28 protein-coding genes are annotated in these 20,772 nt (G+C 67.6%); 21 read left to right on the top strand and 7 right to left on the bottom strand.

The genetic code is table 11. The features are described from left to right. Positions 1-17 precede the first annotated feature (17 nt). From mftA to mftD, 4 genes are read left to right on the top strand one after another with little or no spacing between them, the layout of a single operon-like run. Positions 18-110 carry a mycofactocin precursor MftA gene (mftA, locus tag GYB83_RS01610; protein WP_132992091.1) on the top strand — a complete coding sequence of 31 codons (93 nt, stop codon included), beginning with the start codon at positions 18-20 and terminating at the stop codon, positions 108-110. Then, entirely contained in the window at positions 110-451 is a 342-nt protein-coding gene (gene mftB / locus GYB83_RS01615; RefSeq protein WP_161893820.1) for a mycofactocin biosynthesis chaperone MftB, read from the top strand. The genes mftA and mftB overlap by 1 nt, the downstream gene beginning before the upstream one ends. After that, entirely contained in the window at positions 448-1,716 is a 1,269-nt protein-coding gene (gene mftC / locus GYB83_RS01620) for a mycofactocin radical SAM maturase (RefSeq protein ID WP_161893821.1), read from the top strand. Before mftB ends, mftC begins: the two co-directional genes overlap by 4 nt. A gap of 28 nt (positions 1,717-1,744) precedes the next feature. Beyond that, positions 1,745-2,962, top strand: coding sequence for a pre-mycofactocin synthase MftD (mftD, locus tag GYB83_RS01625; protein WP_161893822.1), 1,218 nt, complete (start codon positions 1,745-1,747; stop codon positions 2,960-2,962). Positions 2,963-2,977: 15 nt separating this feature from the next. On the opposite strand, the gene GYB83_RS01630 is transcribed toward mftD, so the two are convergent. Continuing rightward, entirely contained in the window at positions 2,978-3,889 is a 912-nt protein-coding gene (locus GYB83_RS01630) for a cation efflux transmembrane domain-containing protein (protein ID WP_161893823.1), read from the bottom strand. Between the two features lie 175 nt (positions 3,890-4,064). On the opposite strand from GYB83_RS01630, the gene GYB83_RS01635 reads away from it, so the two are divergent. Beyond that, a complete protein-coding gene (locus GYB83_RS01635) occupies positions 4,065-4,865 on the top strand; it encodes a mycofactocin-coupled SDR family oxidoreductase (RefSeq protein ID WP_161893824.1) in 801 nt (266 codons plus the stop codon). Between the two features lie 96 nt (positions 4,866-4,961). Here GYB83_RS01635 and GYB83_RS01640 read toward each other — a convergent pair whose 3' ends face one another. After that, complete coding sequence (locus GYB83_RS01640; protein ID WP_161893825.1) at positions 4,962-6,077, bottom strand: CaiB/BaiF CoA transferase family protein; 1,116 nt, start codon at positions 6,075-6,077, stop codon at positions 4,962-4,964. Positions 6,078-6,234: 157 nt separating this feature from the next. Here GYB83_RS01640 and mftE point away from each other — a divergent pair, with 157 nt between their 5' ends. Genes mftE through mftG form a run of 3 tightly spaced genes read left to right on the top strand, consistent with a single transcriptional unit; the run spans position 6,235 to position 9,535 of the window. Further along, a complete protein-coding gene (mftE, locus tag GYB83_RS01645; protein WP_161893826.1) occupies positions 6,235-6,942 on the top strand; it encodes a mycofactocin biosynthesis peptidyl-dipeptidase MftE in 708 nt (235 codons plus the stop codon). Beyond that, the gene (mftF, locus tag GYB83_RS01650) at positions 6,939-8,345 is read left to right on the top strand and encodes a mycofactocin biosynthesis glycosyltransferase MftF (protein WP_186349692.1); all 1,407 of its coding nucleotides are present in this window, start codon (positions 6,939-6,941) and stop codon (positions 8,343-8,345) included. Before mftE ends, mftF begins: the two co-directional genes overlap by 4 nt. Further along, positions 8,342-9,535: a mycofactocin system GMC family oxidoreductase MftG gene (mftG, locus tag GYB83_RS01655; protein ID WP_161893828.1), complete on the top strand. Its 1,194-nt coding sequence runs from the start codon at positions 8,342-8,344 to the stop codon at positions 9,533-9,535. The genes mftF and mftG overlap by 4 nt, the downstream gene beginning before the upstream one ends. Here the strand turns inward: mftG and GYB83_RS01660 are convergent. From GYB83_RS01660 to GYB83_RS01680, 5 genes are all read right to left on the bottom strand, one after another. Continuing rightward, complete coding sequence (locus tag GYB83_RS01660; RefSeq protein ID WP_161893829.1) at positions 9,523-10,089, bottom strand: hypothetical protein; 567 nt, start codon at positions 10,087-10,089, stop codon at positions 9,523-9,525. The genes mftG and GYB83_RS01660 overlap by 13 nt on opposite strands. A gap of 190 nt (positions 10,090-10,279) precedes the next feature. After that, entirely contained in the window at positions 10,280-10,927 is a 648-nt protein-coding gene (locus GYB83_RS01665) for a vitamin K epoxide reductase family protein (protein WP_228461120.1), read from the bottom strand. A gap of 7 nt (positions 10,928-10,934) precedes the next feature. Beyond that, the gene (locus tag GYB83_RS01670; protein WP_161893830.1) at positions 10,935-11,687 is read right to left on the bottom strand and encodes a DsbA family protein; all 753 of its coding nucleotides are present in this window, start codon (positions 11,685-11,687) and stop codon (positions 10,935-10,937) included. 133 nt (positions 11,688-11,820) lie between these two features. Beyond that, a complete protein-coding gene (locus GYB83_RS01675) occupies positions 11,821-12,504 on the bottom strand; it encodes a DsbA family protein (protein WP_161893831.1) in 684 nt (227 codons plus the stop codon). After that, complete coding sequence (locus GYB83_RS01680) at positions 12,501-12,998, bottom strand: hotdog fold domain-containing protein (protein WP_161893832.1); 498 nt, start codon at positions 12,996-12,998, stop codon at positions 12,501-12,503. The genes GYB83_RS01675 and GYB83_RS01680 overlap by 4 nt, the downstream gene beginning before the upstream one ends. Before the next feature lie 22 nt (positions 12,999-13,020). On the opposite strand from GYB83_RS01680, the gene GYB83_RS01685 reads away from it, so the two are divergent. The 13 genes from GYB83_RS01685 to rpsQ all read left to right on the top strand — a co-directional run bounded on the left by GYB83_RS01685 (position 13,021) and on the right by rpsQ (position 20,537). Continuing rightward, a complete protein-coding gene (locus GYB83_RS01685) occupies positions 13,021-13,755 on the top strand; it encodes an SAM-dependent methyltransferase (RefSeq protein ID WP_161893833.1) in 735 nt (244 codons plus the stop codon). An 83-nt stretch (positions 13,756-13,838) separates the two neighbouring features. Further along, positions 13,839-14,756, top strand: a complete 918-nt coding sequence (locus GYB83_RS01690) for a type IV toxin-antitoxin system AbiEi family antitoxin domain-containing protein (protein WP_161893834.1) — start codon at positions 13,839-13,841, stop codon at positions 14,754-14,756. A gap of 512 nt (positions 14,757-15,268) precedes the next feature. Continuing rightward, positions 15,269-15,574 carry a 30S ribosomal protein S10 gene (rpsJ, locus tag GYB83_RS01695; protein WP_003938093.1) on the top strand — a complete coding sequence of 102 codons (306 nt, stop codon included), beginning with the start codon at positions 15,269-15,271 and terminating at the stop codon, positions 15,572-15,574. A 19-nt stretch (positions 15,575-15,593) separates the two neighbouring features. Beyond that, on the top strand, positions 15,594-16,250 hold the full coding sequence (gene rplC, locus GYB83_RS01700; protein ID WP_161893835.1) for a 50S ribosomal protein L3: 657 nt from the start codon (positions 15,594-15,596) through the stop codon (positions 16,248-16,250). Beyond that, a complete protein-coding gene (rplD, locus tag GYB83_RS01705) occupies positions 16,247-16,903 on the top strand; it encodes a 50S ribosomal protein L4 (RefSeq protein ID WP_161893836.1) in 657 nt (218 codons plus the stop codon). The genes rplC and rplD overlap by 4 nt, the downstream gene beginning before the upstream one ends. A gap of 2 nt (positions 16,904-16,905) precedes the next feature. Then, the gene (gene rplW, locus GYB83_RS01710; RefSeq protein WP_161893837.1) at positions 16,906-17,211 is read left to right on the top strand and encodes a 50S ribosomal protein L23; all 306 of its coding nucleotides are present in this window, start codon (positions 16,906-16,908) and stop codon (positions 17,209-17,211) included. A gap of 31 nt (positions 17,212-17,242) precedes the next feature. Continuing rightward, on the top strand, positions 17,243-18,079 hold the full coding sequence (gene rplB, locus GYB83_RS01715) for a 50S ribosomal protein L2 (protein WP_008376017.1): 837 nt from the start codon (positions 17,243-17,245) through the stop codon (positions 18,077-18,079). Between the two features lie 16 nt (positions 18,080-18,095). Beyond that, positions 18,096-18,377, top strand: a complete 282-nt coding sequence (gene rpsS / locus GYB83_RS01720) for a 30S ribosomal protein S19 (protein ID WP_006895647.1) — start codon at positions 18,096-18,098, stop codon at positions 18,375-18,377. Positions 18,378-18,379: 2 nt separating this feature from the next. Next, a complete protein-coding gene (gene rplV / locus GYB83_RS01725; RefSeq protein ID WP_161893838.1) occupies positions 18,380-18,790 on the top strand; it encodes a 50S ribosomal protein L22 in 411 nt (136 codons plus the stop codon). A gap of 3 nt (positions 18,791-18,793) precedes the next feature. Then, the gene (gene rpsC / locus GYB83_RS01730) at positions 18,794-19,606 is read left to right on the top strand and encodes a 30S ribosomal protein S3 (protein ID WP_161893839.1); all 813 of its coding nucleotides are present in this window, start codon (positions 18,794-18,796) and stop codon (positions 19,604-19,606) included. Between the two features lie 3 nt (positions 19,607-19,609). Beyond that, positions 19,610-20,026, top strand: coding sequence for a 50S ribosomal protein L16 (rplP, locus tag GYB83_RS01735; protein ID WP_008376013.1), 417 nt, complete (start codon positions 19,610-19,612; stop codon positions 20,024-20,026). Further along, positions 20,026-20,259, top strand: a complete 234-nt coding sequence (gene rpmC, locus GYB83_RS01740; RefSeq protein WP_161893840.1) for a 50S ribosomal protein L29 — start codon at positions 20,026-20,028, stop codon at positions 20,257-20,259. The genes rplP and rpmC overlap by 1 nt, the downstream gene beginning before the upstream one ends. Further along, the gene (gene rpsQ / locus GYB83_RS01745; protein WP_161893841.1) at positions 20,256-20,537 is read left to right on the top strand and encodes a 30S ribosomal protein S17; all 282 of its coding nucleotides are present in this window, start codon (positions 20,256-20,258) and stop codon (positions 20,535-20,537) included. Before rpmC ends, rpsQ begins: the two co-directional genes overlap by 4 nt. The last annotated feature ends 235 nt before the right edge of the window (positions 20,538-20,772 follow it).

Consider the following 20,772-nt stretch of genomic DNA (forward strand, 5'->3'; position numbering starts at 1 on the left):
TCAGGAGGTTGGTTCACATGGCCGAACAGGCAGCCCAGACTCACGACGAGCTCGTCGCCGAGTCGCTGGTGGAAGAAGTGTCCATCGACGGGATGTGCGGCGTCTACTGATGACCACCGCATCGACCACTGCTCCCGGCGGCCCCTCGGCCGCCGGGAGCGGTCCCGCCTTCGACCTCGCCGCCGCGTGGACGCTCAACCCGAAGGTCGCCCTGCGACCCGAGCCGTTCGGCGCCCTGCTCTACCACTTCGGAACGCGCAAGCTGTCGTTCCTCAAGAACCTGACAGTCGTCGGAATCGTGAAGTCGCTCGCCGACCATCCGACCGCCGGCGCCGCACTCGACGCCGCGGGCATCACCGACGGCGACCGCCCGCTCTATCTGCAGGCGCTCACCGCGCTGGCCGAGTCGGGAATGATCATCGAAGGCCGCACCCCAGGAGTGAACCCGTGACCACGATCGAACGTCCGACGGTGCTCCCGTCGACCACCCCGCCGCTCAATCTGGCGCCCGCGACACCCAAGGTTGGCCGCCTCGTCGACCAGTTCGAGAAGGGCCTCGACGCCCCGATCTGCCTCACGTGGGAGCTCACCTACGCCTGCAATCTGGCGTGCGTGCACTGCCTGTCGAGTTCGGGCAAGCGCGACCCGCGCGAGCTGAGCACCGAGCAGTGCAAGGCGATCATCGACGAACTGCAGCGGATGCAGGTGTTCTACGTGAACATCGGCGGCGGCGAGCCGACCGTCCGCCCCGACTTCTGGGAGCTCGTCGACTATGCGACCAGCCACCAGGTCGGCGTGAAGTTCTCGACCAACGGTCTGCGGATCAACGCCGACGTCGCGCGGCGCCTGGCCGCGTCCGACTACGTCGACGTCCAGATCTCGCTCGACGGCGCGACCGCCGAGGTCAACGACGCCGTCCGCGGTCCCGGCTCGTTCGACATGGCGGTCCGGGCGTTGGAGAACCTCAAGAACGCGGGTTTCAAGGACGCCAAGATCAGCGTCGTCATGACGAGGCAGAACGTCGCCCAGCTCGACGAGTTCAAGGCCCTCGCCGACAAGTACGACGCGACGCTGCGCATCACCCGTCTGCGCCCGTCCGGCCGCGGCGCGGACGTCTGGGACGATCTGCATCCGCTGCCCGAACAGCAGCGGGAACTGTACGACTGGCTCGTCGCGCACGGCGACCGCGTCCTGACCGGCGACTCGTTCTTCCATCTGTCGGCGTTCGCCGGTTCGAGCGGCGGCGCGCTGCCGGGCCTCAACCTGTGCGGCGCCGGCCGCGTGGTGTGCCTCATCGATCCGATCGGCGACGTTTACGCGTGCCCGTTCGCCATCCACGAGAACTTCCTCGCCGGCAACATCACCACCGACGGCGGGTTCCAGCAGATCTGGCAGCGCAGCGACCTGTTCCTCGAGTTGCGCGAGCCGCAGAACGCGGGAGCCTGCACCAAGTGCCAGCACTTCGACGCGTGCCGCGGCGGCTGCATGGCGGCGAAGTTCTTCACCGGCCTCCCGCTCGACGGCCCCGATCCCGAATGCGTCCAGGGCTACGGCGAGGAACTCCTCGCAGGCGACCGGTCGAAGCCGACCGCCAACAAGGACCACTCCCGCGGCGTCCCGCTCACCCTGATGACCCGTCCCCCGTCGCGCGACTGCGACGAGAATCCCCTCGCCGGATTCGCGCCGACAACGGCCACCGGCTGCTCGTCCTGCTGACGAGTTCTCACGAATAGGAATTGAATCGATGTCGAAGTTCTCCGAGTTGGTGGAGAAGAACCCGTGGCGCCGGAACCCCTGGTTCGAGACGGTGGGGGAGGCGCAGCGTCGCGCCCAGAAGCGGCTGCCGAAGACGGTGTACTCGTCACTTGTCGCCGGCACCCAGGCCGGTATCACCCTGCGCGACAACGTCGAGGCCTTCGACGAACTCGGCTTCGCTCCGCACGTCGTCGGAGCGACGCCGGAGCGCGACCTGACCACCAGGGTGATGGGCCAGGACCTGCCGTTCCCGGTGATGATCAGCCCGACCGGAGTGCAGGCCGTCAACCCGGACGGCGAGGTCGCCGTCGCGCGCGCCGCCGCCAACCGCGGCACCGCGATGGGCCTGTCGAGCTTCGCGTCGAAGCCCGTCGAAGAGGTCACCGCCGTCAACGACAAGGTCTTCTTCCAGATCTACTGGCTCGGCAGCAAGGAAGACATCCTCGCCCGCGCCCAGCGGGCGAAGGAGGCGGGCTGCAAGGGTCTGATCGTGACCACCGACTGGGTGTTCAACGTCGGACGTGACTGGGGCAGCCCGGAGATCCCCGAACAGGTGGACGTCCGCGCCGTCGCCAAGCTCGCGCCGGAGATGATCACCAAGCCGAGCTATGCGATGAGCTGGTTCCGCGACGGCAAGCTCATCATCCCCGACTTGTCCGCGCCGAACATCGCGCACCGGGGCGAACCCGGTCCGACGTTCTTCGACGTCTACGGCACCTGGATGAACACGCCCCCGCCCACGTGGGACGACCTGCAGTGGCTGCGTGAGCAGTGGGACGGCCCGTTCATGGTCAAGGGCATCACCCGCATCGACGACGCCAAGCGCGCCCGCGACATCGGAGCCACGGCGATCTCGGTGTCGAATCACGGGGGCAACAACCTCGACGGCACGCCTGCGACGATCCGCGTCCTCGGCCCGATTGCCGACGAGGTCGGCAAGGACCTCGACGTCCTGCTCGACGGCGGCATCCGCCGCGGCAGCGATGTCACGAAGGCGCTCGCGCTGGGCGCGAAGGCGGTCATGATCGGCCGCGCCTACCTGTGGGGCCTGGCCGCCAACGGACAGACGGGTGTGGAGAACGTCCTCGACCTGCTCCGCATGGGTGTCGACTCGTCGTTGATGGGACTGGGCAAGGCGTCGATCGCCGACCTCTCCCGCGACGACCTGATCATTCCCGAGGGCTTCGAGCGCACCTTCGGCGCCTGAGCGTTTGTTGTCGGCTCAGTCGGCGCTGAGCTCCGGGTCGGCGGTGATCGAGACGGTCGCCCAGACCTCGTAGTCGAGCGCACCGAGTTCGGCGCCGACGGCCCGCCGGACTTCATCCTCGTCGTGGACCGTCCAGCCGTCGTCGTCGACGATGACGTAGTCGATCTCCACGTAGAGTCGTCTGCCGAGTCTCGCCGATCGGATCAGCGGTGCGGGAAGCCCGAACGGCGTCTGCGCGCGGGCGACTGCGGCCGCCACCTCGTCGCGGATCGGCCTGTCTGGCGCCGCCTCCATCAGCTGACGGACGGCCGTTCGCATGAGTCCGACGGTTGTCGGGAGGATTCCTGCACAGGCGACGATCACCAGGATCGGATCGATGTACCGGGCGATCGTCGCGCCGCCCGCGAGCATGCCGAGAAGTCCGCCTGCTCCGATCACGGCACTCAGGGCGAAACTGACCCGCCACGACACCTTTTCGGTCATGGCGAGTTCGGAGGCGGCCGACGGGCCTCGCAGGAGGGCGATGACAACGAGGCAGGCTATCGCCGTCACCGCGCCGTAGACGAGGATGTTCGTCGCCGACGCGTCCGCCCCGCCGTCGATGATCAGCGTGATCGCGTCGAGGGCTCCGTACACGACGGTGCCGAGGAGTGCGGCGCTTTGCAGCGCGATGGCGAGCGGGACCGCGGCATGCTTGCCGTACGGGTGTCGGGCCGTCGGAGGCTCGGAGGCGGCGCGGGCCGCGGCCTTCGAGACGAACACGAGTATCAGGCCCGCGAGCGCGAAGACTCCGTCGAACAGTATGACGCGGGTCGATGTGACCAGCCCCCACACCACGGCTCCGCCGCCGATGACGATCATCGCGACGAGACTGATGTCGAGGGCCCGTTGTTCCGCGCGTTCGATCGCCGCAGAGTTCGTTCCCATGCGGTGACAATGCCAGACTTCTCCGCCGATCGGCGGTGAACTCCGGCCCGAGTCTTCCGGTGTCCGCCGGGAGGCTGCCCGCTCGTGGGACGACGACCGGCGATGTCCGGTCCGGGATGACTAGAACGTGTTACAGTTCGGCAATTCGACAGTGTGTCAGGAAGGTGCTGCGGTTATGGGTCAGTTCGACGGTCAGGTCGTCTACATCACGGGAATCGCCCGAGGTCAGGGGCGCAATCACGCGATCCGGTTCGCGCGGGAGGGCGCCAAGGTCATCGGCATGGACATCGCCGACCGCGTCGCCGACCACATGACGTATCCGCCTGCGACGGGCGACGACTTCGCCGAGACCGTCCGCCTCGTCGAGGCGGCGGGCGGCGAGATCCTCGCGCGCCAGGGCGACACCCGCGACCTCGCATTCCAGCAGCAGCTGATCGCGGACGGCGTCGAACGCTTCGGACGTCTCGATCACGTCGTCGCGAACGCGGGAATCCTGACGTGGGGACTCACCTGGGAGCTCACCGAGGAGCAGTTCACGGACGTCGTCGACGTCAACCTCGTCGGTACCTGGAAGACGCTGAAGGCGGCGATCCCCGCCATGATCGACGCGGGCAACGGCGGAAGCATCGTGATCATCTCGTCGTGTGCGGGCATCAAGGCCATGCCTGCGCAGGCCTCGTACTCGGCGTCGAAGTTCGGACTGCGCGGCCTGGCGCAGACCGCGGCCAAGGAACTCGGACCGCAGAAGATCCGCGTCAACACCGTGCACCCGTACGCCGTGCACACGGCGATGGGCCTCGAGGACTCGTCGGCCATCAAGGCCTTCCAGGAATGGGGCCGCCACTTCCCGTCGATGATGGACCACTATCCGGTCGCCAGCGTCGACGATCTCACCGACGCCGTCGTCTACCTGTCGTCCGCCGCAGCGGTCACCGGAGCCGAGTTCCAGATCGACATGGGCGCCACCAAGGTCTAAGTTCTCCGAAGATCGGTTCAACCATTGAGGTCCGCTGGCAATCTGCCAGCGGACCTCACTAGTTGAACCGATCTTCGGAGAGCGTGTGCGGGTGTGTCAGCTGTCGGGCCAGAGCGACGCAGGGTCGGTGGCGACGCGGGTGGGCCCGGTCGGGGTGACCGTCTGCGAGCGGGCGAACCGCGGGGCCACCTGAGCCTGCATCACACCGTCGATCTCGACGAGTGAACCGCGGGCGGCCAGATGCGGGTCGTTCGGGGCCTCGGTGAAGTCGAGGATCGGCGACGTGCAGGCGTCGGTGCCGTCGAAGATCTCGGCCCACTCGTCGCGGGTCTTGGTCTTGAACGTGTCGACGAAGATCTGCTTCAGCTCGCCCCAACGGGCCTGATCGAGCTGGTGGGGCAGGGCGTCGGTGTCGAGTTCGAGGAGGCGGACGAGCTCGGCGTAGAACTGCGGCTCGATCGCGCCGACCGCCATCCACTTGCCGTCGGACGTCTCGTACACCTCGTAGAACGGCGCACCGGTGTCGAGGAGGTTGACGCCGCGCTGGTCCTTCCACAGACCGGTGCCGCGGAACGCCCACATCATCTGGCCGAGGACGCCCGCGCCGTCGACCATCGCCGCGTCGATCACCTCGCCCTTGCCGGACACCGCGCGCTCGACGAGGGCCGCCAGGATGCCGACGACCAGGAACATGGAGCCGCCGCCGAAGTCGCCGACGAAGTTGAGCGGGGGAGTGGGCTTCTCGTCGGGACGGCCGATGGCGTGGAGCATGCCGGTCAGCGAGATGTAGTTCATGTCGTGCCCGGCGAGGTTGGCGCGCGGACCATCCTGGCCCCAGCCGGTCATGCGACCGTAGATCAGGCCCTCGTTGACCTGGGCGAGGTCGTCCGGCCCGAACCCGAGACGCTCCATGACGCCCGGACGGAATCCCTCGATCACCACGTCGGCCTTCGCGACGAGGTTGAGGATGGTCTCGCGGTCGGACGGGTTCTTCAGGTTCGCCTCGACCACGCGGCGGCCGCGGAGCAGGGCGTCGGCGTTGCGGTTCGGGTCGGGGAGTTCTCCGGGACGCTGGACGCGGATCACGTCGGCTCCGAGGTCGGCGAGCAGCATCGCCGCGTGCGGGCCGGGTCCGATACCCGCGAATTCGATGACGCGAATGTTCGCGAGCGGGCCGGAGCGGCCCGACGGGGCGCGGTTCGTCGTGGTCATGAAGTGCCTCCGATGAAGTCGGGTGAGTGTTCTGTATCACCTGGTTTCACTCAGCATTACACACGCCGCATAAGTGGACTTGTCGCGGGCGTCGGTCGTCGAACTTCTCGCGCCTCGGGTGCTGACGGGAGTCACGCGCATCGGTAGGGTTGTCCGAATGACGCCTGCGCTCGAACTGGGGTCGTCGACGTGGAGCGAACTGATCGACAGGGAACTGACGATCGTCGTACCGGTCGGGGCCGTCGAACAGCATGGACCGCACCTTCCGCTGCACACCGACGGCGTGATCGCAGCCGAGGTGGCGACGCGCGCGGTGACGCTGGCCGACGTCGACGCGTTGACCGCTCCCACCGTCGCCTACGGGGCGTCGGGTGAGCACGAGGGATTCCCCGGGACGGTGTCGATCGGCGTCGACGTGATGGAGCGACTGATCGTCGAGTACGGCAGGAGCGCGTGCCGCTGGGCCACGCGCATCGTCTTCGTGAACGGCCACGGCGGCAACGCTCTCGCACTCGCGGCCGCGGTGCGGCTGCTGCGGTACGAGGGACGGGACGCGGCGTGGTGGCCGTGCGCGTTCCCCGGAGCCGACGCGCATGCGGGCGACACGGAGACGTCGATCCTGCTCGCGACCGAACCCGCTGCGGTCCGCGTCGAGCGTGCCGCGGTCGGCAACACCGCCCCGATCGCGACGTTGATGGACGACATGCGCGCGGGTGGCGTGGCCGCGGTCAGCGCCACCGGAGTGCTCGGCGATCCGACCACGGCCGACGCGGGCCGCGGCGCCGCACTGCTCGCCGCGTCGGCGCGGACGCTCGCCGACGCGTTGACCGGTTGGACAGTCGGCGACGACGGGCGGCTCTCGTGAGCGGTCCGTCGACCACGGCGCTGCCGGTGGGCTTCCAAGTGCAGATCGACCTGCGGTGCGCCCGCAACGGCAACCTGCGGCACCTTGTCGGCGGTTCGCCGATGCGGGTGATGAAACTGTCCGACGCGGCGCTCGGCATGACGTCGGCCGACGGTCGGATCGCGGTCGCCGACGCGGGCACCCGCGTCCTCGCGCGCAGACTGCTCGACGCGGGCATCGCGCATCCCCGGCCCATGTCCGGCCCGGGCCGAGACGACGTGACCGTCGTGATCCCGGTGCGCGACAACCAGTCCGGCGTCGAGCGCCTGATCGCTGCGCTGCACCGCTGCGACGTGCCGGTGATCGTCGTCGACGACGGGTCGAGTGCGCCGATCACCGCGGCCGAGCCGGTCCGCGTGATCCGGTTCGACGAGAACCGCGGTCCGGCCGCGGCGCGCAACGCCGGACTGGCGGCCGCCGAGACGGACTTCGTCGCGTTCCTCGACTCCGACACCGTCCCGACGGGCGACTGGCTCACCATGCTGCTCGGGCACTTCGCCGATCCGGCCGTCGCCATCGTCGCGCCGCGCATCGTCGGACTGCAGGCGGGTTCCACGGGCGCCGTCGCCGACTACGCGAACCGCTTCTCGTCGCTGGACATGGGGCCGCGCGAGGCCCTCGTCGCGCCGGGCAGCCCGATGGCGTACGTTCCGAGCGCGGCGATGATCGTCCGACGTGACGGGTTCCTCGGGTTCGACGAGTCGCTCCGGGTGGCCGAGGACGTCGACCTGTGCTGGCGGACGCAGCGCGACGGCTGGCACATCCGGTACGACCCGATCGCGGAGGTCGCGCACGACCACCGGGAGTCGTTGTCGGGGATGCTGAACCGCCGTCGGTTCTACGGGACGGGCGCCGCCGAACTCGCCGTCCGACACGGCTCGCTCGCCGCGCCGCTCGTGATGACCGCGCCGATCGCGACGGGCGTGATCGCCCTGTCGACGCGGAGTCGTATCGGGATGCTCGTCGCGGCGGTGATCGCCGCGTTCGTCTTCCGGCGCACCGTCGGGTTGCTGAAGCATGTGCCGTACGCGCCCCGGATCGCCGCGCGGAACACGGGCCGGGCCTTCGGGTTCGGACTCGGCCAGGTCGCGGCGGCCGTGTTGCGGCACTACTGGCCGCTGTCGCTGCTCGGGTGCCTCATCAGCAGGCGTTTCCGGGTGTGGCTGGCCTGGGCGGCGATCGTCGAGGCGTTGGTGATGTGGGTCCGAAGCCAACTCGTCGACCCGGAGGCCCCGGTGATGAGCCCCGTCCACTACGTGGTCTTCCGGAGGTTGGACGATCTCGCCTACGGTGCGGGCCTCTGGCAGGGCGTCGTCGGTCGGCGCGATGTCGGTGCGCTGCGTCCGGTGCTGTCGCTCTCGTGACTCCCGACGTCCTGATCGTCGGCGCGGGTTCGGCCGGCTGTGTGGTGGCGGAACGACTTTCGCGGGACCCGGCCCGATCGGTGACCGTCCTCGAACGCGGCCCGGGCGAGGCGGCCGTGGAGCCGTTGAACCGGCTGCCCATCGATTCGCCCGACCGTGCCGTGACGATCGGCGAGCGACGCGGCAGGCCGGTGGTCCGTGGTCGCGGACTCGGCGGCTCGTCGGCGATCAACGGTGGCTATTGGCTCCGCGGTGATGAGCGCGACTACGGCGACTGGCCGTGGGATCACCGCGATATCGAGGCGTCGTTCGACGAGGTCGAGCGACTCATGCGAGTCCGTCCGTTCGAGGAGCTCGGTGAGGTCGCCCGGGCGGCGGAAGCATGGGCGCGCGGGCGTGCCAGGCGGGTGTCGAGCAACGCCGTCGGTGGGGTCCGCTGGACCACCGGCCACCTGCTGAACGGTCTGGATCGGCCGAATCTGACGGTCGTCGCCGACGCCGAGGTCGCGCGACTGGTCATGGTCGGAACCCGAGTGACCGGCGTCGTCACGGCGCGTGGCGCGGAGTACGCGGCCGGTGAGGTGATCCTCTGCGCCGGGACCTTGGGGACCGCGCCGCTCGTGGCGCCGATCGTCGGACCGATGCCGCTGCACGAGCACGCCGAACGCATCGTCCGGTTCGCTCCGCGTCGTCGATTGACGTCGAACGCGTTGTTGCAGACGGTGATCCCGACGTCCTCCGGCCTGGAGATCAGGCCCTACTCGGACGACTTCGCGGCCTTCACGTCGTCACCGCCGTCCGGGGTCCCGATCGGCGTCGCCGACATGCGAGGCACCGCGGGCTCGTGGGTCGAGGGGGTGATCGATCTCGGGGAGCCAGATGCGGAGTCCATGAACCGTATTGACGACGGTGTCGCCACGGTGACGGAGATGCTCGGATCGCCGGAGTTCGCGGAGATCGTCGAACCCGGATCCGTGCGGGTCGATCCGGTCGTCGGCATGTCTCAACACGCGTGGGGCACGATGCCCGCCGGTGTCGCAGTGGACCCCGGCGGGCACGTGTACGGGACGGAGGGTCTGCGGGTGATCGACGGATCGATCCTGCCCGGTCCGCTCTCGTGCGGGCCGCACGCGACGATCATCGCGATCGCATCGTTGATCGCCGGGCGAGACACCCGTCAGCTGCCGTAGGGGATGACCTTGATCGGCCGCTTGGTCACGATCGGCTTGCCGCCACCGGGCGGAGTCAGGGTGACGGTGATCAGGAAGTCGCCTGCGGTCTTGGCCCGGGGCAGACCGTTGACGAAGCCCGTGCACTCGTCCGAACGATTGCGCTCGTCGTACCCGCCGGGGCCGGTGAAGTCGACGATCACCCCGCACTCGTTCGACTTGTTGTCGCCGTCCTCACTGCGGGCCGCCCACCTGACGGTCGGGAGTTCGACGTCGCCGAATTTGGACAGCTGGTAGGTGTCGTTGGCGACCTTCATCCCGTACTCGAGTTCGACCTTCACCGAACGGATCGAATTGTTCGGCGACGCGGACGACGATTCACTCGAGTCCGTGGACGCGGTCGTACTCGACGTCGTCGGGGACGTCTCCGTCGCGGACGCCGTCACGGTGACGGTGGCGGGCGGGGTCGACGTCGAGGTCGCGGCGGCGGCGTCCTCCGACTTGCTGCATCCCGCGACGAAGAACGTCGCGGCCGCGATAGCCGCGATGGCGGGGAGGACGTGTCGACGAAGCACAGTGTGACCTTTCGTTGATCCGATCCGGATCAGGTCCGGCCGCCCCCGATGCTCGCACGGCACACATGCGGATCGGCCTGCAAGTGGACCGGTGTCGCGCGAAATCAGTCGAATGGTTGAACTGAAGGGTCTCCCGCTCGTCGAGCGGAACGCCGTCCTGAGCGAGCTCGCGAGCCGACGGGTCGAGACGTCAGAACAGCGTCTGCCAGTAGTCCCAGAACTTGACGCCGATGACGCATAGGACGCCGATGTACCAGACGGGGAGCAGCACGGTGATCCACTCGCGGACCGACCGGCCGAGCTTCGAGTCGGGGAGCGCGCGCGACAGGCTCAGGGCCCAGATGATCGGGACGATCGTCCACACGACCATGCAGTACGGGCACAGGGCCCCGATGCGGAAGGCGCTCTGGAAGATCAGGTAGTGGACGAAGATCCAGCCGAGGCTCGCACCGATGGTCTGACCGATCCAGTACCAGCGGGGGAGATTCACCCGGCCGATCGCGAGGACCGCGGTGGTGATGATGACCGCGAACGCGGGCAGGCCGAGGATCGGGTTGGGGAATCCGAAGAATCGCGCCTGCTCGGTCGTCATCACCGACCCGCACGAGATGATCGGGTTGAAGTTGCACGACAGGCTGGCCTGCGGGTTGATCAGCAGTTCGATGCGTTCGATCGTCAGCATCGCCGCGGCGGCCAGACCGAGGACGCCGGTGATGAGCAGCACCCACGCGGCGACCGGCGACACCGACGGCCGCTCGGTCCAGACGTTCGTGTCGGCGGGACGCTCGGTCTCGGACGGGTCGGCTTCGTGGGTGTCGGCGACGTCCTGGTGGGCCATCACGGTGCTACTTCGCCGCGGCGGTGACGGCGGCGATCAGCTCGGCGGGCGAACTGAACTGGACGGTCTTGCCGTTCAGCTGGACCCACGGCGTGCCGGAGAAGGCGTTGCCGTCGACGTCCTTGCTGTTCATGACGTCGGAGCTGTGCTTGGTGATCCACTTGCCGAACTGCTTGTCGTTGATGCACGACGTGACGCCGGTGACGCCCGCGTCCTTGGCGAGCTTGATCATCTTGTCGCTGCCGAGGCCGGGGCCGCCCTCTTCGGTCTGATTGGCGAACAGCGAGTCGTGGAACGTCTTCCACTTGGTGAAGTCGCCGTCCTTGCCGGACGATTCGGCGACGCACAGCGACGCGTTCATGGCCTCGGCCGAGTACGTGTTGCCGAATTTGGTGTCCAGGAACGCGATGGTGCGGTAGTCGACGGCGACGTTCGGGTTCTTGGCGAGGCTGGCGATCGCCTCACCCATGGAGCCTTCGTACGCCTTGCATGCCGGGCACTGGAAGTCTTCGACGATGGTCAGGACGGCCTTCGGCGTGGCGCCCTTCGGCGCGCCGGTGATCCGGATCGATCCGTTGTCGGTCACGACCGACGGCGTCGCCGAACCTCCGGTCGCGGAGTCCTCCTTGTCGGGGATCACCAGGATCACGACGACGACGGCGATGACGGCGAGCACGACTGCGGCGAGGATCTTGTAGATCAGCGAACGGCGGCGTTCCGCCTCGCGCGGGTCGACGATCTTCGGGCGGTTCTGGGTCACGGCAGACGGTCCTTCACGTGTCGTGTCGCTCATGAGGTGGCGCGACGTGGCGTACTCCGGTGCCAGACTACTGCCCTATGCCTGAGAACTTCATGACAGGTCGCCGCGCGGGCGGTGGTTTCTCGCGGCGAGTTCAGCGGCGTTTCGCCTCGTCGATGGCGGCGCGCAGGGCCTCCGGTGACGACAGCGTGTAGTCGGCGTCGTCGATGCGGACGGTCGGGGTGCCCGCGAACCTCGAGTCGTCGGTCACGGTCGACGTGGTCCGTTTGACCTGTGTCGCGAGCTGCCGACCGGTGATGCACGACGCCGCCTTCGTCGCGCCCGCCTGATCGGCGAGGCGGACGAGCCGGTCGTCGGGCAGTCCGGCGCCGCCCTCATCGGGCTGGACACGGAATGCCGCGTGCTGGAATCCACGCCAGATCGACTGCTGTCGCGCCTGGTCGTCTGGGTTGTTCCAGACGCAGTGCGACGCGTTCGCGGCCCGCGAGGAGTAGTCGTCGGCCGACATGCGGTCGAGGAAGGAGATGACAAGGTAGTCGACGGCGACGTCCGGGTCGGCTGCGTAGGCGTCCAGGGTGGAGCCGAACCGGCTCTCGAATAGCGCGCACGCGGGGCACGCGAGGTCCTCGATGACGGTGACGACGACCTTCGGCGTGGTTCCGGCGTGAATGCGGAACGTCGTGTCGCCGGAGGCGTCCGCCGTGGTGGCGGCGACGTCGGCGGCTCGTCGCGGGGCGCCGTCCACGGTGCACGCCCCGAGCGCGAGGGTGCTCGCGGCCAGCGCGGCCGTGACGGCCCGGGCGGCGCGGCCGATCACGCGGGCGTCACCCAGGTGGTGATGTCGCAGTGCACCACTTCGGTCGACTCCTTGTCGAGGATCCGGATCGACACGACGACGTCGGTCCCCTCGGTGATCGCGTCGAAGTCGACGGGTTCGGCGAATTCGGCGTGCGCGGTGAGGCGAGTGTTGGCCTTGGTGAGGTAGCGGGTGTTCATCGCCTTGGGGATCCAGCGGTGCGACGTGGGGACCGACGCCTCCATCAGCATGCCCATCGCGGTCTCGGCGAGGTTGCACGCGGCGATCGCGTGGAAGGTGCCGATGTGGTTGTGGACGCCGAACCACTTGGGCGCCGTCACTCGGCAGTATCCGGGTTCCATCTCCTCGACCAGCGGGAGAATGGTGCCGAAGTAGGGGACGCGGGCGACCATGCCGAGGGAGAACAGGGCGTCTCCGATGCGGTTGTTCGGGAGCTTGCGGCGCAGGGCGTAGGTGGCGCTGCCGTGGTTGCTGTTACTCGACGTCTCACTCATGGCTAGATAGTAGGCTCGGGGGGTGACCGACGACCAGTTCGCCCAGTTCATGCACGTTCACTCCGGCCTGCCGCGGGAGGCTCCGGGGTCCGAGGAGACGCTTGATCTCCTGTTGCGTCTGGCGGGGTCGTTGCCTGCGGATCCGCGGATCGTCGACGTGGGCTGCGGGCCCGGTGCGGCTGCCGTTCCCCTCGCGGTGAAGACGGGTGGCACGGTGATCGGCGTCGACCTGCACGAGCCGTTCCTCGCCGACCTCGCTTCTCGCGCCGACGCGGCGGGTGTCGCCGATCGCGTGACGGGTCTCGCGGCGTCGATGGAGTCGCTGCCGCTGGAGCCCGGCTCGGTCGACCTGCTGTGGGCCGAGGGGTCGATCTACATCATGGGCTTCGACGCAGGCCTCGCCGCGTGGCGCGAGCTCCTGTCCGACGACGGCGTCATCGTCCTCACCGAATGCGAGTGGCTCACCGACACCCCGTCGGACGAGGCTCGCGAATTCTGGGCGGCCTACGAGGGGATGCGGTCCACCCCGGCCAACGTCGCCGCGGCCTGGGACGCGGGCTACCGCGTGATCGCGACCTACGTCCTGCCCGACTCCGATTGGGACGCCTACTACGTCCCCCTCGCCGCCCGCATCGACAAGCTCCGCGCCGAAGGCTTCGACCCCGACGTCCTCGATGCGGCCTCCGCCGAGATCGGCGTCCGCGCCCGCAACGCCTCCGACTTCGCCTACACCGCCTACGTGTTGAAGCCTCGTTAGTCGTTGGGCGGGGCCTGTGGACAACGGGTTCGCGCTTTTGTCGGATCCGTCGGACCATTGTCGAAACGACAACGGGGGACGTCATGACAATGTCGCTGGTAGTGCCGCGGGACCGATTCGGATTGGTGCGCCGTGCCGATGCGGGGTGGACCGACGCCATGCTCTCGGCCGCGGTGAGACGAGGCGACCTCATACGGCTCGCGCTCGGCGTCTACGCGATCAGCGGCCCGGAGTTCGATGGCCCCGACGGCGCGGACAGGCTGTACCGTCTGCGCTCGATTGCGACTGTGAGCAGTACGCGTGACGGCGGAGCCACCGTCCTCAGCCATCAGTCCGCCGCGGCAGTTCACGGCCTTCCGCTCCTCAAGCCGCGGAGGGAGTACGTTCACGTGACGTCGCTCGGGGGTGGCGGCCTCATCCGAGGCGGCCGGCATGTCCACGGCGGGAGTCTGACGGACGACCAGATCATCGAGGTCGGCGGCATTCGCGTGACAGATCTCGTGCGGACAGCGGTTGACGTGGCCGAAGCCGGCACGTTCGCGCAGGCGCTGACCGTGTTCGACGCAGCACTCCGGGCCGGCGTCGACCGGGCCGACCTGGCCTCGGAGATAGGACGGCGGCGAACGAAGGGCGCTCGCGAGACGAAGCCTGCGATCGTCGTCGCCGACGGGCGTTCGGCATCGGTAGGGGAGTCGTGGAGTCGGGCTCAGATGATCGAGGGCGGGATCGAGATCCCCGATCTGCAGGTGGAGCACGTCATCGACGGCGATACGTACGCCGTCGACTACGAATGGGTCGGCCGTCTCCTGGGCGAGTTCGATGGAATGCACAAGTACGGACGACTCCTGCGGCCGGGGGAGACGACGACCCAGGCCGTCATCCGAGAGAAGCTCAGGGAAGACCGACTTCGGAGGGCCACGGGTCTGGTGATGGTCCGCTGGGCATGGGCCGACCTCGAGAATCACCGCGTCGTCGCGATCATCCGCGAATGGCTCGACTGACCTGCCTCATCTCGCACTCCCCTGCCTCAACTTGACTCCCCTGCCTGAGCTCAGGCAGGGGAGAGACGATGAGGCAGGGGAGTGCGAGATGAAGCAGGGGAGTCGACGCCGGGTAGGCACTGGGGCGGACGGTGAAGGACGAGACGCATCTCACCCCACCGGACCTGCGGCGACGATTTGAGATCGGGGTCCCAGTGCTGCATACTGTTCAGGTTGCCCCGAACCGGGGCGCACATACTTCTAGGGCCGCAACTGCGGGCCGGGTTGTGTAACGCGTGCAATTTGCTGATTGACACGGTCACGACACGCCCGACCGCGGGGTACCGGAGGCGAAGCCGACTACTACGTCGGCGGCCGGATGAGAGTTCGGCAACGTACAACGACAGAAGAACAGCGTCGATCCGCCCGATCTCACGGGGTGGTCATGTGGCTCAGTTGCCGCCCGTCTATGCACGGGTGTGGGCCGCGCGGTGTTCGTCTGTCGAGAGAAACAAGACGGAAGAGGACACAGCGTGGCGGGACAGAAGATCCGCATCAGGCTCAAGGCCTACGACCACGAGGCGATCGACGCTTCGGCGCGCAAGATCGTGGAGACCGTGACCCGCACGGGTGCACGCGTGGTCGGCCCGGTGCCGTTGCCCACCGAAAAGAACGTGTACTGCGTCATCCGTTCGCCGCATAAGTACAAGGACAGCCGCGAACACTTCGAGATGCGCACTCACAAGCGACTCATCGACATCCTCGACCCGACGCCCAAGACGGTCGACGCGCTCATGCGCATCGACCTGCCGGCAAGCGTCGACGTCAACATTCAGTGACGGCAGGGGATAGAGACTAATGAGCAAGCAGAATGCAACCAAGGGCATCCTGGGCACCAAGCTCGGCATGACCCAGGTTTTCGACGAGAACAACCGGGTCGTCCCGGTGACCGTGATCGCGACCGGCTCCAACGTCGTCACCCAGCTCCGCACTCTGGAGCGTGACGGCTACACGGCAGTCCAGCTCGCCTACGGCGCCATCGACCCCCGCAAGGTGAACAAGCCGGTCGCCGGTCAGTTCGCCAAGGCAGGCGTGACCCCCCGCCGCCACCTCACCGAGCTTCGTGTCAACGACATCTCGGAGTTCGAGGTCGGTCAGGAACTGGGCGCCGACATCTTCGCCGACGGCGTCAAGGTGGACGTGACCGGAACCTCCAAGGGCAAGGGCTTCGCCGGTGTCATGAAGCGTCACGGCTTCGCAGGTCTGGGCGCCAGCCACGGTGTGCACCGCGTGCACCGTTCGCCGGGCTCCATCGGTGGCTGCGCCACCCCCGGTCGCGTGTTCAAGGGCATGCGCATGGCCGGTCGCATGGGCTCCGACAAGGTGACCACGCAGAACCTGACCGTCCACAAGGTGGACGCGGAAGCCGGACTGCTGTTGATCAAGGGCGCGATCCCCGGCCGCAAGGGCGGCGTCGTGGTGGTCCGCGAGGCAGTGAAGGGTGGCGCCAAGTGAGCACCGAAACCGCAACCAAGTTGACGCTCGACGTCCGCGCAGCCGACGGCTCCACCAACGGAACCGTCGACCTGCCCGCCGAGCTGTTCGATCAGACCGCGAACATCGCACTGATGCACCAGGTCGTCATCGCACAGCAGGCCGCGGGCCGTCAGGGCACGCACGCGACCAAGACGCGCGCACAGGTCTCGGGCGGCGGCGCCAAGCCGTACCGCCAGAAGGGCACCGGCCGCGCGCGCCAGGGCTCGACCCGTGCACCGCAGTTCGCAGGCGGTGGCATCGTCCACGGCCCGCAGCCGCGCGACTACACGCAGAAGGTCAACAAGAAGATGAAGGTCGCCGCACTCCGTGGCGCCCTGTCGGACCGTGCTCGCAACGAGCGCATCCACGTCGTCACCGAGCTGATCTCGGGCCAGACGCCGTCGACCAAGTCGGCGCGCGCCTTCCTCGAACTGCTCAGCGAGCGTCGCAAGTTCCTCGTCGTCCTGACCCGCGAGGATCAGGCCGGCTGGAAGAGCATCGCGAACCTGCCGAACGTGCTGGGCATCACCGCTGATCAGCTCAACACGTACGACGTCCTCGACTCCGACGAGCTCGTCTTCAGCGTCGAGACGCTGAACGCGTTCGTCGCGCTCAACAAGAAGGAGGCCTAGGCATGGCTACGCACGCAGACCCGCGTGACATCATCCTGGCGCCGGTGATCTCGGAGAAGGCCTACGGCCTCATCGAAGACAACGTGTACACCTTCCTGGTGCACCCGGAGTCGAACAAGACCCAGATCAAGATCGCCATCGAGCAGATCTTCGACGTCAAGGTCTCCAGCGTCAACACCGCAAACCGTCAGGGCAAGCGCAAGCGCACCCGCTCGGGATTCGGCAAGCGCAAGAACACCAAGCGCGCCATCGTGACGCTGTCCGCTGACAGCAAGCCCATCGAGATCTTCGGGGGAGCGGTCAGCTGACCGCCCGCGAGAAGGATAGGGACTAACACTCATGGCAATTCGTAAGTACAAGCCGACGACCCCCGGTCGCCGCGGCTCGAGCGGAGCCGACTTCTCCGAGGTCACCCGCTCGCACCCGGAGAAGTCGCTGGTTCGCCCGCTGCACAGCACCGGCGGCCGCAACGCCCACGGTCGTATCACCACCCGTCACCGCGGTGGCGGCCACAAGCGCGCCTACCGTCTGATCGACTTCCGTCGTAACGACAAGGACGGCATCAACGCCAAGGTCGCACACATCGAGTACGACCCGAACCGCACCGCGCGGATCGCACTGCTCCACTACCTCGACGGCGAGAAGCGTTACATCATCGCGCCGAAGAACCTGAAGCAGGGCGACATCGTCGAGTCGGGCCCGAACGCCGACATCAAGCCCGGCAACAACCTGCCGCTGCGCAACATCCCCACCGGTACCCAGATCCACAACGTGGAACTGCGCCCCGGCGGCGGTGCGAAGATGGCACGTTCGGCCGGCGCGTCGATCCAGCTCCTCGGCAAGGAAGGCCCCTACGCCACGCTGCGTATGCCGTCCGGCGAGATCCGTCGCGTCGACGTGCGCTGCCGCGCAACCGTCGGCGAGGTCGGCAACGCCGAGCAGAGCAACATCAACTGGGGCAAGGCCGGCCGCATGCGCTGGAAGGGCAAGCGTCCCACCGTCCGCGGTGTCGTCATGAACCCGGTCGACCACCCGCACGGTGGTGGCGAGGGCAAGACCTCCGGTGGTCGCCACCCGGTCAGCCCGTGGGGCAAGCCGGAAGGCCGCACCCGCAAGAACAAGGCCAGCGACAAGCTGATCGTCCGCCGCCGCCGTACCGGCAAGAACAAGCGATAATAGGAGGAGGTAAAAAATGCCACGCAGCCTCAAGAAGGGCCCGTTCGTCGACGACCACCTCCTGAAGAAGGTGGATGCACAGAACGAGAAGGGCACGAAGCAGGTCATCAAGACCTGGTCGCGCCGCTCGACCATCATCCCCGACTTCATCGGTCACACCTTTGCGGTCCACGACGGTCGCAAGCACGTGCCCGTGTTCGTGTCGGACTCGATGGTCGGTCACAAGCTGGGCGAGTTCGCCCCCACCCGTACCTTCAAGGGTCACATCAAGGATGACCGGAAAGCGAAGCGCCGGTAATCATGACTACTGAAACCGACAACGCAGTGCAGACCGCTCGCGCGACCGCGAAGTTCGTTCGCGTCACGCCGATGAAGGCTCGTCGCGTCCTCGACCTCGTCCGCGGCAAGAACGTGGATCAGGCCCTGGACATCCTGCGGTTCGCCCCGCAGGCCGCCAGCGAGCCCGTGTACAAGGTGCTCGCCAGCGCGATCGCCAACGCGGAGAACAACCAGGGCCAGGATCGTCGCACCCTGATCGTCTCGGAGGCATTCGCCGACGAGGGCCCGACCCTGAAGCGGTTCCAGCCGCGTGCCCAGGGCCGTGCGTTCCGCATCCGCAAGCGCACCAGCCACATCACCGTGGTCGTTGCACCGGCGGCAGAGAACGGCGGACGTGCACGTTCGCGCCAGCAGAAGAAGAAGGGAGCCTAAACCGTGGGCCAGAAGATCAACCCGCACGGCTTCCGGCTGGGCATCACCACCGACTGGAGCTCGCGTTGGTACGCCGACAAGCAGTACGCGGAGTACGTCAAGGAAGACGTCGCCATCCGCAAGCTGCTGAGCACCGGCCTCGAGCGCGCAGGCATCTCCAAGGTCGAGATCGAGCGCACCCGTGACCGCGTCCGCGTGGACATCCACACCGCCCGTCCGGGCATCGTCATCGGTCGCCGCGGCGCCGAGGCCGATCGCATCCGTGGCGACCTGGAGAAGCTCACCGGCAAGCAGGTCCAGCTCAACATCCTCGAGGTCAAGAACCCCGAGGCCGACGCACAGCTCGTCGCACAGGGTGTGGCCGAGCAGCTCAGCAACCGCGTGGCATTCCGCCGTGCGATGCGCAAGGCCATTCAGTCGGCCATGCGTCAGCCGGGCGTCAAGGGCATCCGTGTCCAGTGCTCGGGCCGTCTCGGCGGAGCTGAGATGAGCCGCAAGGAGTTCTACCGCGAGGGTCGCGTCCCGCTGCACACGCTGCGCGCCGACATCGACTACGGACTCTACGAGGCCAAGACCACCTTCGGCCGCATCGGCGTGAAGGTGTGGATCTACAAGGGTGACGTCGTCGGTGGTCGCCGCGAGCTGGCTGCGGCCGCTCCGGCAGAGGACCGTCGTCCGCGTCGTCCCAGCCGCCCGCGTCGCAGCGGTGCCTCGGGCACCACGGCGACCGGCACCGACGCAGGCCGCACCGCGGCCGCGGAGGCCACGGCTGCCGACGCGCCTGCGCCTGCGCAGGCAGAGAACCAGGAGGGCTAGCCCATGTTGATCCCTCGTCGGGTCAAGCACCGCAAGCAGCACCATCCCAGCCTGAAGGGTCAGGCGTCGGGCGGAACCAAGGTCACCTTCGGCGACTACGGCATCCAGGCCCTGGAAGGTGCGTACATCACCAACCGTCAGATCGAGTCCGCTCGTATCGCGATCAACCGCCACATCAAGCGTGGCGGCAAGGTCTGGATCAACATCTTCCCGGACCGCCCGATCACGAAGAAGCCCGCCGAGACCCGCATGGGTTCCGGTAAGGGTTCGCCCGAGTGGTGGGTGGCCCCGGTCAAGCCGGGCCGCGTGCTGTTCGAGATGACCTACCCCAATGAGGAGACCGCTCGCGAGGCCCTGCGCCGCGCACAGCACAAGCTCCCCATGAAGACCCGGATCGTGACCAGAGAGGAGCAGTTCTGATGGCACTCGGAATCGCTGCGTCTGAGCTCCGCGAGCTCAGCGACACCGACCTGGTCGACCGCCTCAAGGAGTCGAAGGAAGAACTCTTCAACCTTCGCTTCCAGATGGCAACCGGCCAGCTCGACAACAACCGCCGTCTGCGCACCGTGCGTCGCGAGATCGCACGCGTGTACACCGTCATGCGTGAGCGCGAGCTGGGCCTGGCGTCGGGACCGGAAGGTGAAGACGCATGAGTGAGGACCAGAACGTGAACGTCGAAGAGCGTGGCAGCCGCAAGGAGCGGATCGGCTACGTCGTCAGTGACAAGATGACCAAGACCATCACGGTCGAGCTGGAAGATCGCAAGAGCCACAAGCTCTACGGCAAGATCATCCGCACGACCAGCAAGGTCAAGGCCCACGATGAGGACGAGACCGCCGGCATCGGCGACCGCGTGCGCATCATGGAGACCCGCCCGCTGTCGGCCACCAAGCGCTGGCGTCTGGTCGAGGTCCTGGAAAAGGCCAAGTAGGTCGTCTTCGCCTCTGCGAGAACAATTTTCAACAGATCACCCCTTCGTCGCCCTCGGGCGAGGGAGGGGTGATCTGCCTTTTCGGGCGCTATCGTCCGGGCGGGCGGGACATGCCCTAATGTGACGGGTGTCGGTCGATCGGGCGATGAGCGCAAGGGTCGATCGGTCCGAGAGGACGAGCGGTGATACGTATTCTCCGATTCGTCTGAAGTTCTACTCGCTTCTAACAATGTGG

This window comes from Gordonia spumicola, assembly GCF_009932475.1.
In the GTDB taxonomy this organism is placed as follows: domain Bacteria; phylum Actinomycetota; class Actinomycetes; order Mycobacteriales; family Mycobacteriaceae; genus Gordonia; species Gordonia spumicola.

What these genes read in the sequence shown, in the direction of transcription:
- mftA (WP_132992091.1), top strand. Translation starts at nt 18, where the DNA reads ATGGCCGAACAGGCAGCCCAGACTCACGACGAGCTCGTCGCCGAGTCG.
- rplB (WP_008376017.1), top strand. Translation starts at nt 17,243, where the DNA reads ATGGCAATTCGTAAGTACAAGCCGACGACCCCCGGTCGCCGCGGCTCG.
- mftD (WP_161893822.1), top strand. Translation starts at nt 1,745, where the DNA reads ATGTCGAAGTTCTCCGAGTTGGTGGAGAAGAACCCGTGGCGCCGGAAC.
- rplV (WP_161893838.1), top strand. Translation starts at nt 18,380, where the DNA reads ATGACTACTGAAACCGACAACGCAGTGCAGACCGCTCGCGCGACCGCG.
- GYB83_RS01680 (WP_161893832.1), bottom strand. Translation starts at nt 12,998, where the DNA reads ATGAGTGAGACGTCGAGTAACAGCAACCACGGCAGCGCCACCTACGCC.
- rpsS (WP_006895647.1), top strand. Translation starts at nt 18,096, where the DNA reads ATGCCACGCAGCCTCAAGAAGGGCCCGTTCGTCGACGACCACCTCCTG.
- GYB83_RS01635 (WP_161893824.1), top strand. Translation starts at nt 4,065, where the DNA reads ATGGGTCAGTTCGACGGTCAGGTCGTCTACATCACGGGAATCGCCCGA.
- rplP (WP_008376013.1), top strand. Translation starts at nt 19,610, where the DNA reads ATGTTGATCCCTCGTCGGGTCAAGCACCGCAAGCAGCACCATCCCAGC.
- GYB83_RS01640 (WP_161893825.1), bottom strand. Translation starts at nt 6,077, where the DNA reads ATGACCACGACGAACCGCGCCCCGTCGGGCCGCTCCGGCCCGCTCGCG.
- rplW (WP_161893837.1), top strand. Translation starts at nt 16,906, where the DNA reads ATGGCTACGCACGCAGACCCGCGTGACATCATCCTGGCGCCGGTGATC.
- rplC (WP_161893835.1), top strand. Translation starts at nt 15,594, where the DNA reads ATGAGCAAGCAGAATGCAACCAAGGGCATCCTGGGCACCAAGCTCGGC.
- rpsQ (WP_161893841.1), top strand. Translation starts at nt 20,256, where the DNA reads ATGAGTGAGGACCAGAACGTGAACGTCGAAGAGCGTGGCAGCCGCAAG.
- rpmC (WP_161893840.1), top strand. Translation starts at nt 20,026, where the DNA reads ATGGCACTCGGAATCGCTGCGTCTGAGCTCCGCGAGCTCAGCGACACC.
- GYB83_RS01630 (WP_161893823.1), bottom strand. Translation starts at nt 3,889, where the DNA reads ATGGGAACGAACTCTGCGGCGATCGAACGCGCGGAACAACGGGCCCTC.
- mftE (WP_161893826.1), top strand. Translation starts at nt 6,235, where the DNA reads ATGACGCCTGCGCTCGAACTGGGGTCGTCGACGTGGAGCGAACTGATC.
- GYB83_RS01665 (WP_228461120.1), bottom strand. Translation starts at nt 10,927, where the DNA reads ATGGCCCACCAGGACGTCGCCGACACCCACGAAGCCGACCCGTCCGAG.
- mftB (WP_161893820.1), top strand. Translation starts at nt 110, where the DNA reads ATGACCACCGCATCGACCACTGCTCCCGGCGGCCCCTCGGCCGCCGGG.
- GYB83_RS01690 (WP_161893834.1), top strand. Translation starts at nt 13,839, where the DNA reads ATGACAATGTCGCTGGTAGTGCCGCGGGACCGATTCGGATTGGTGCGC.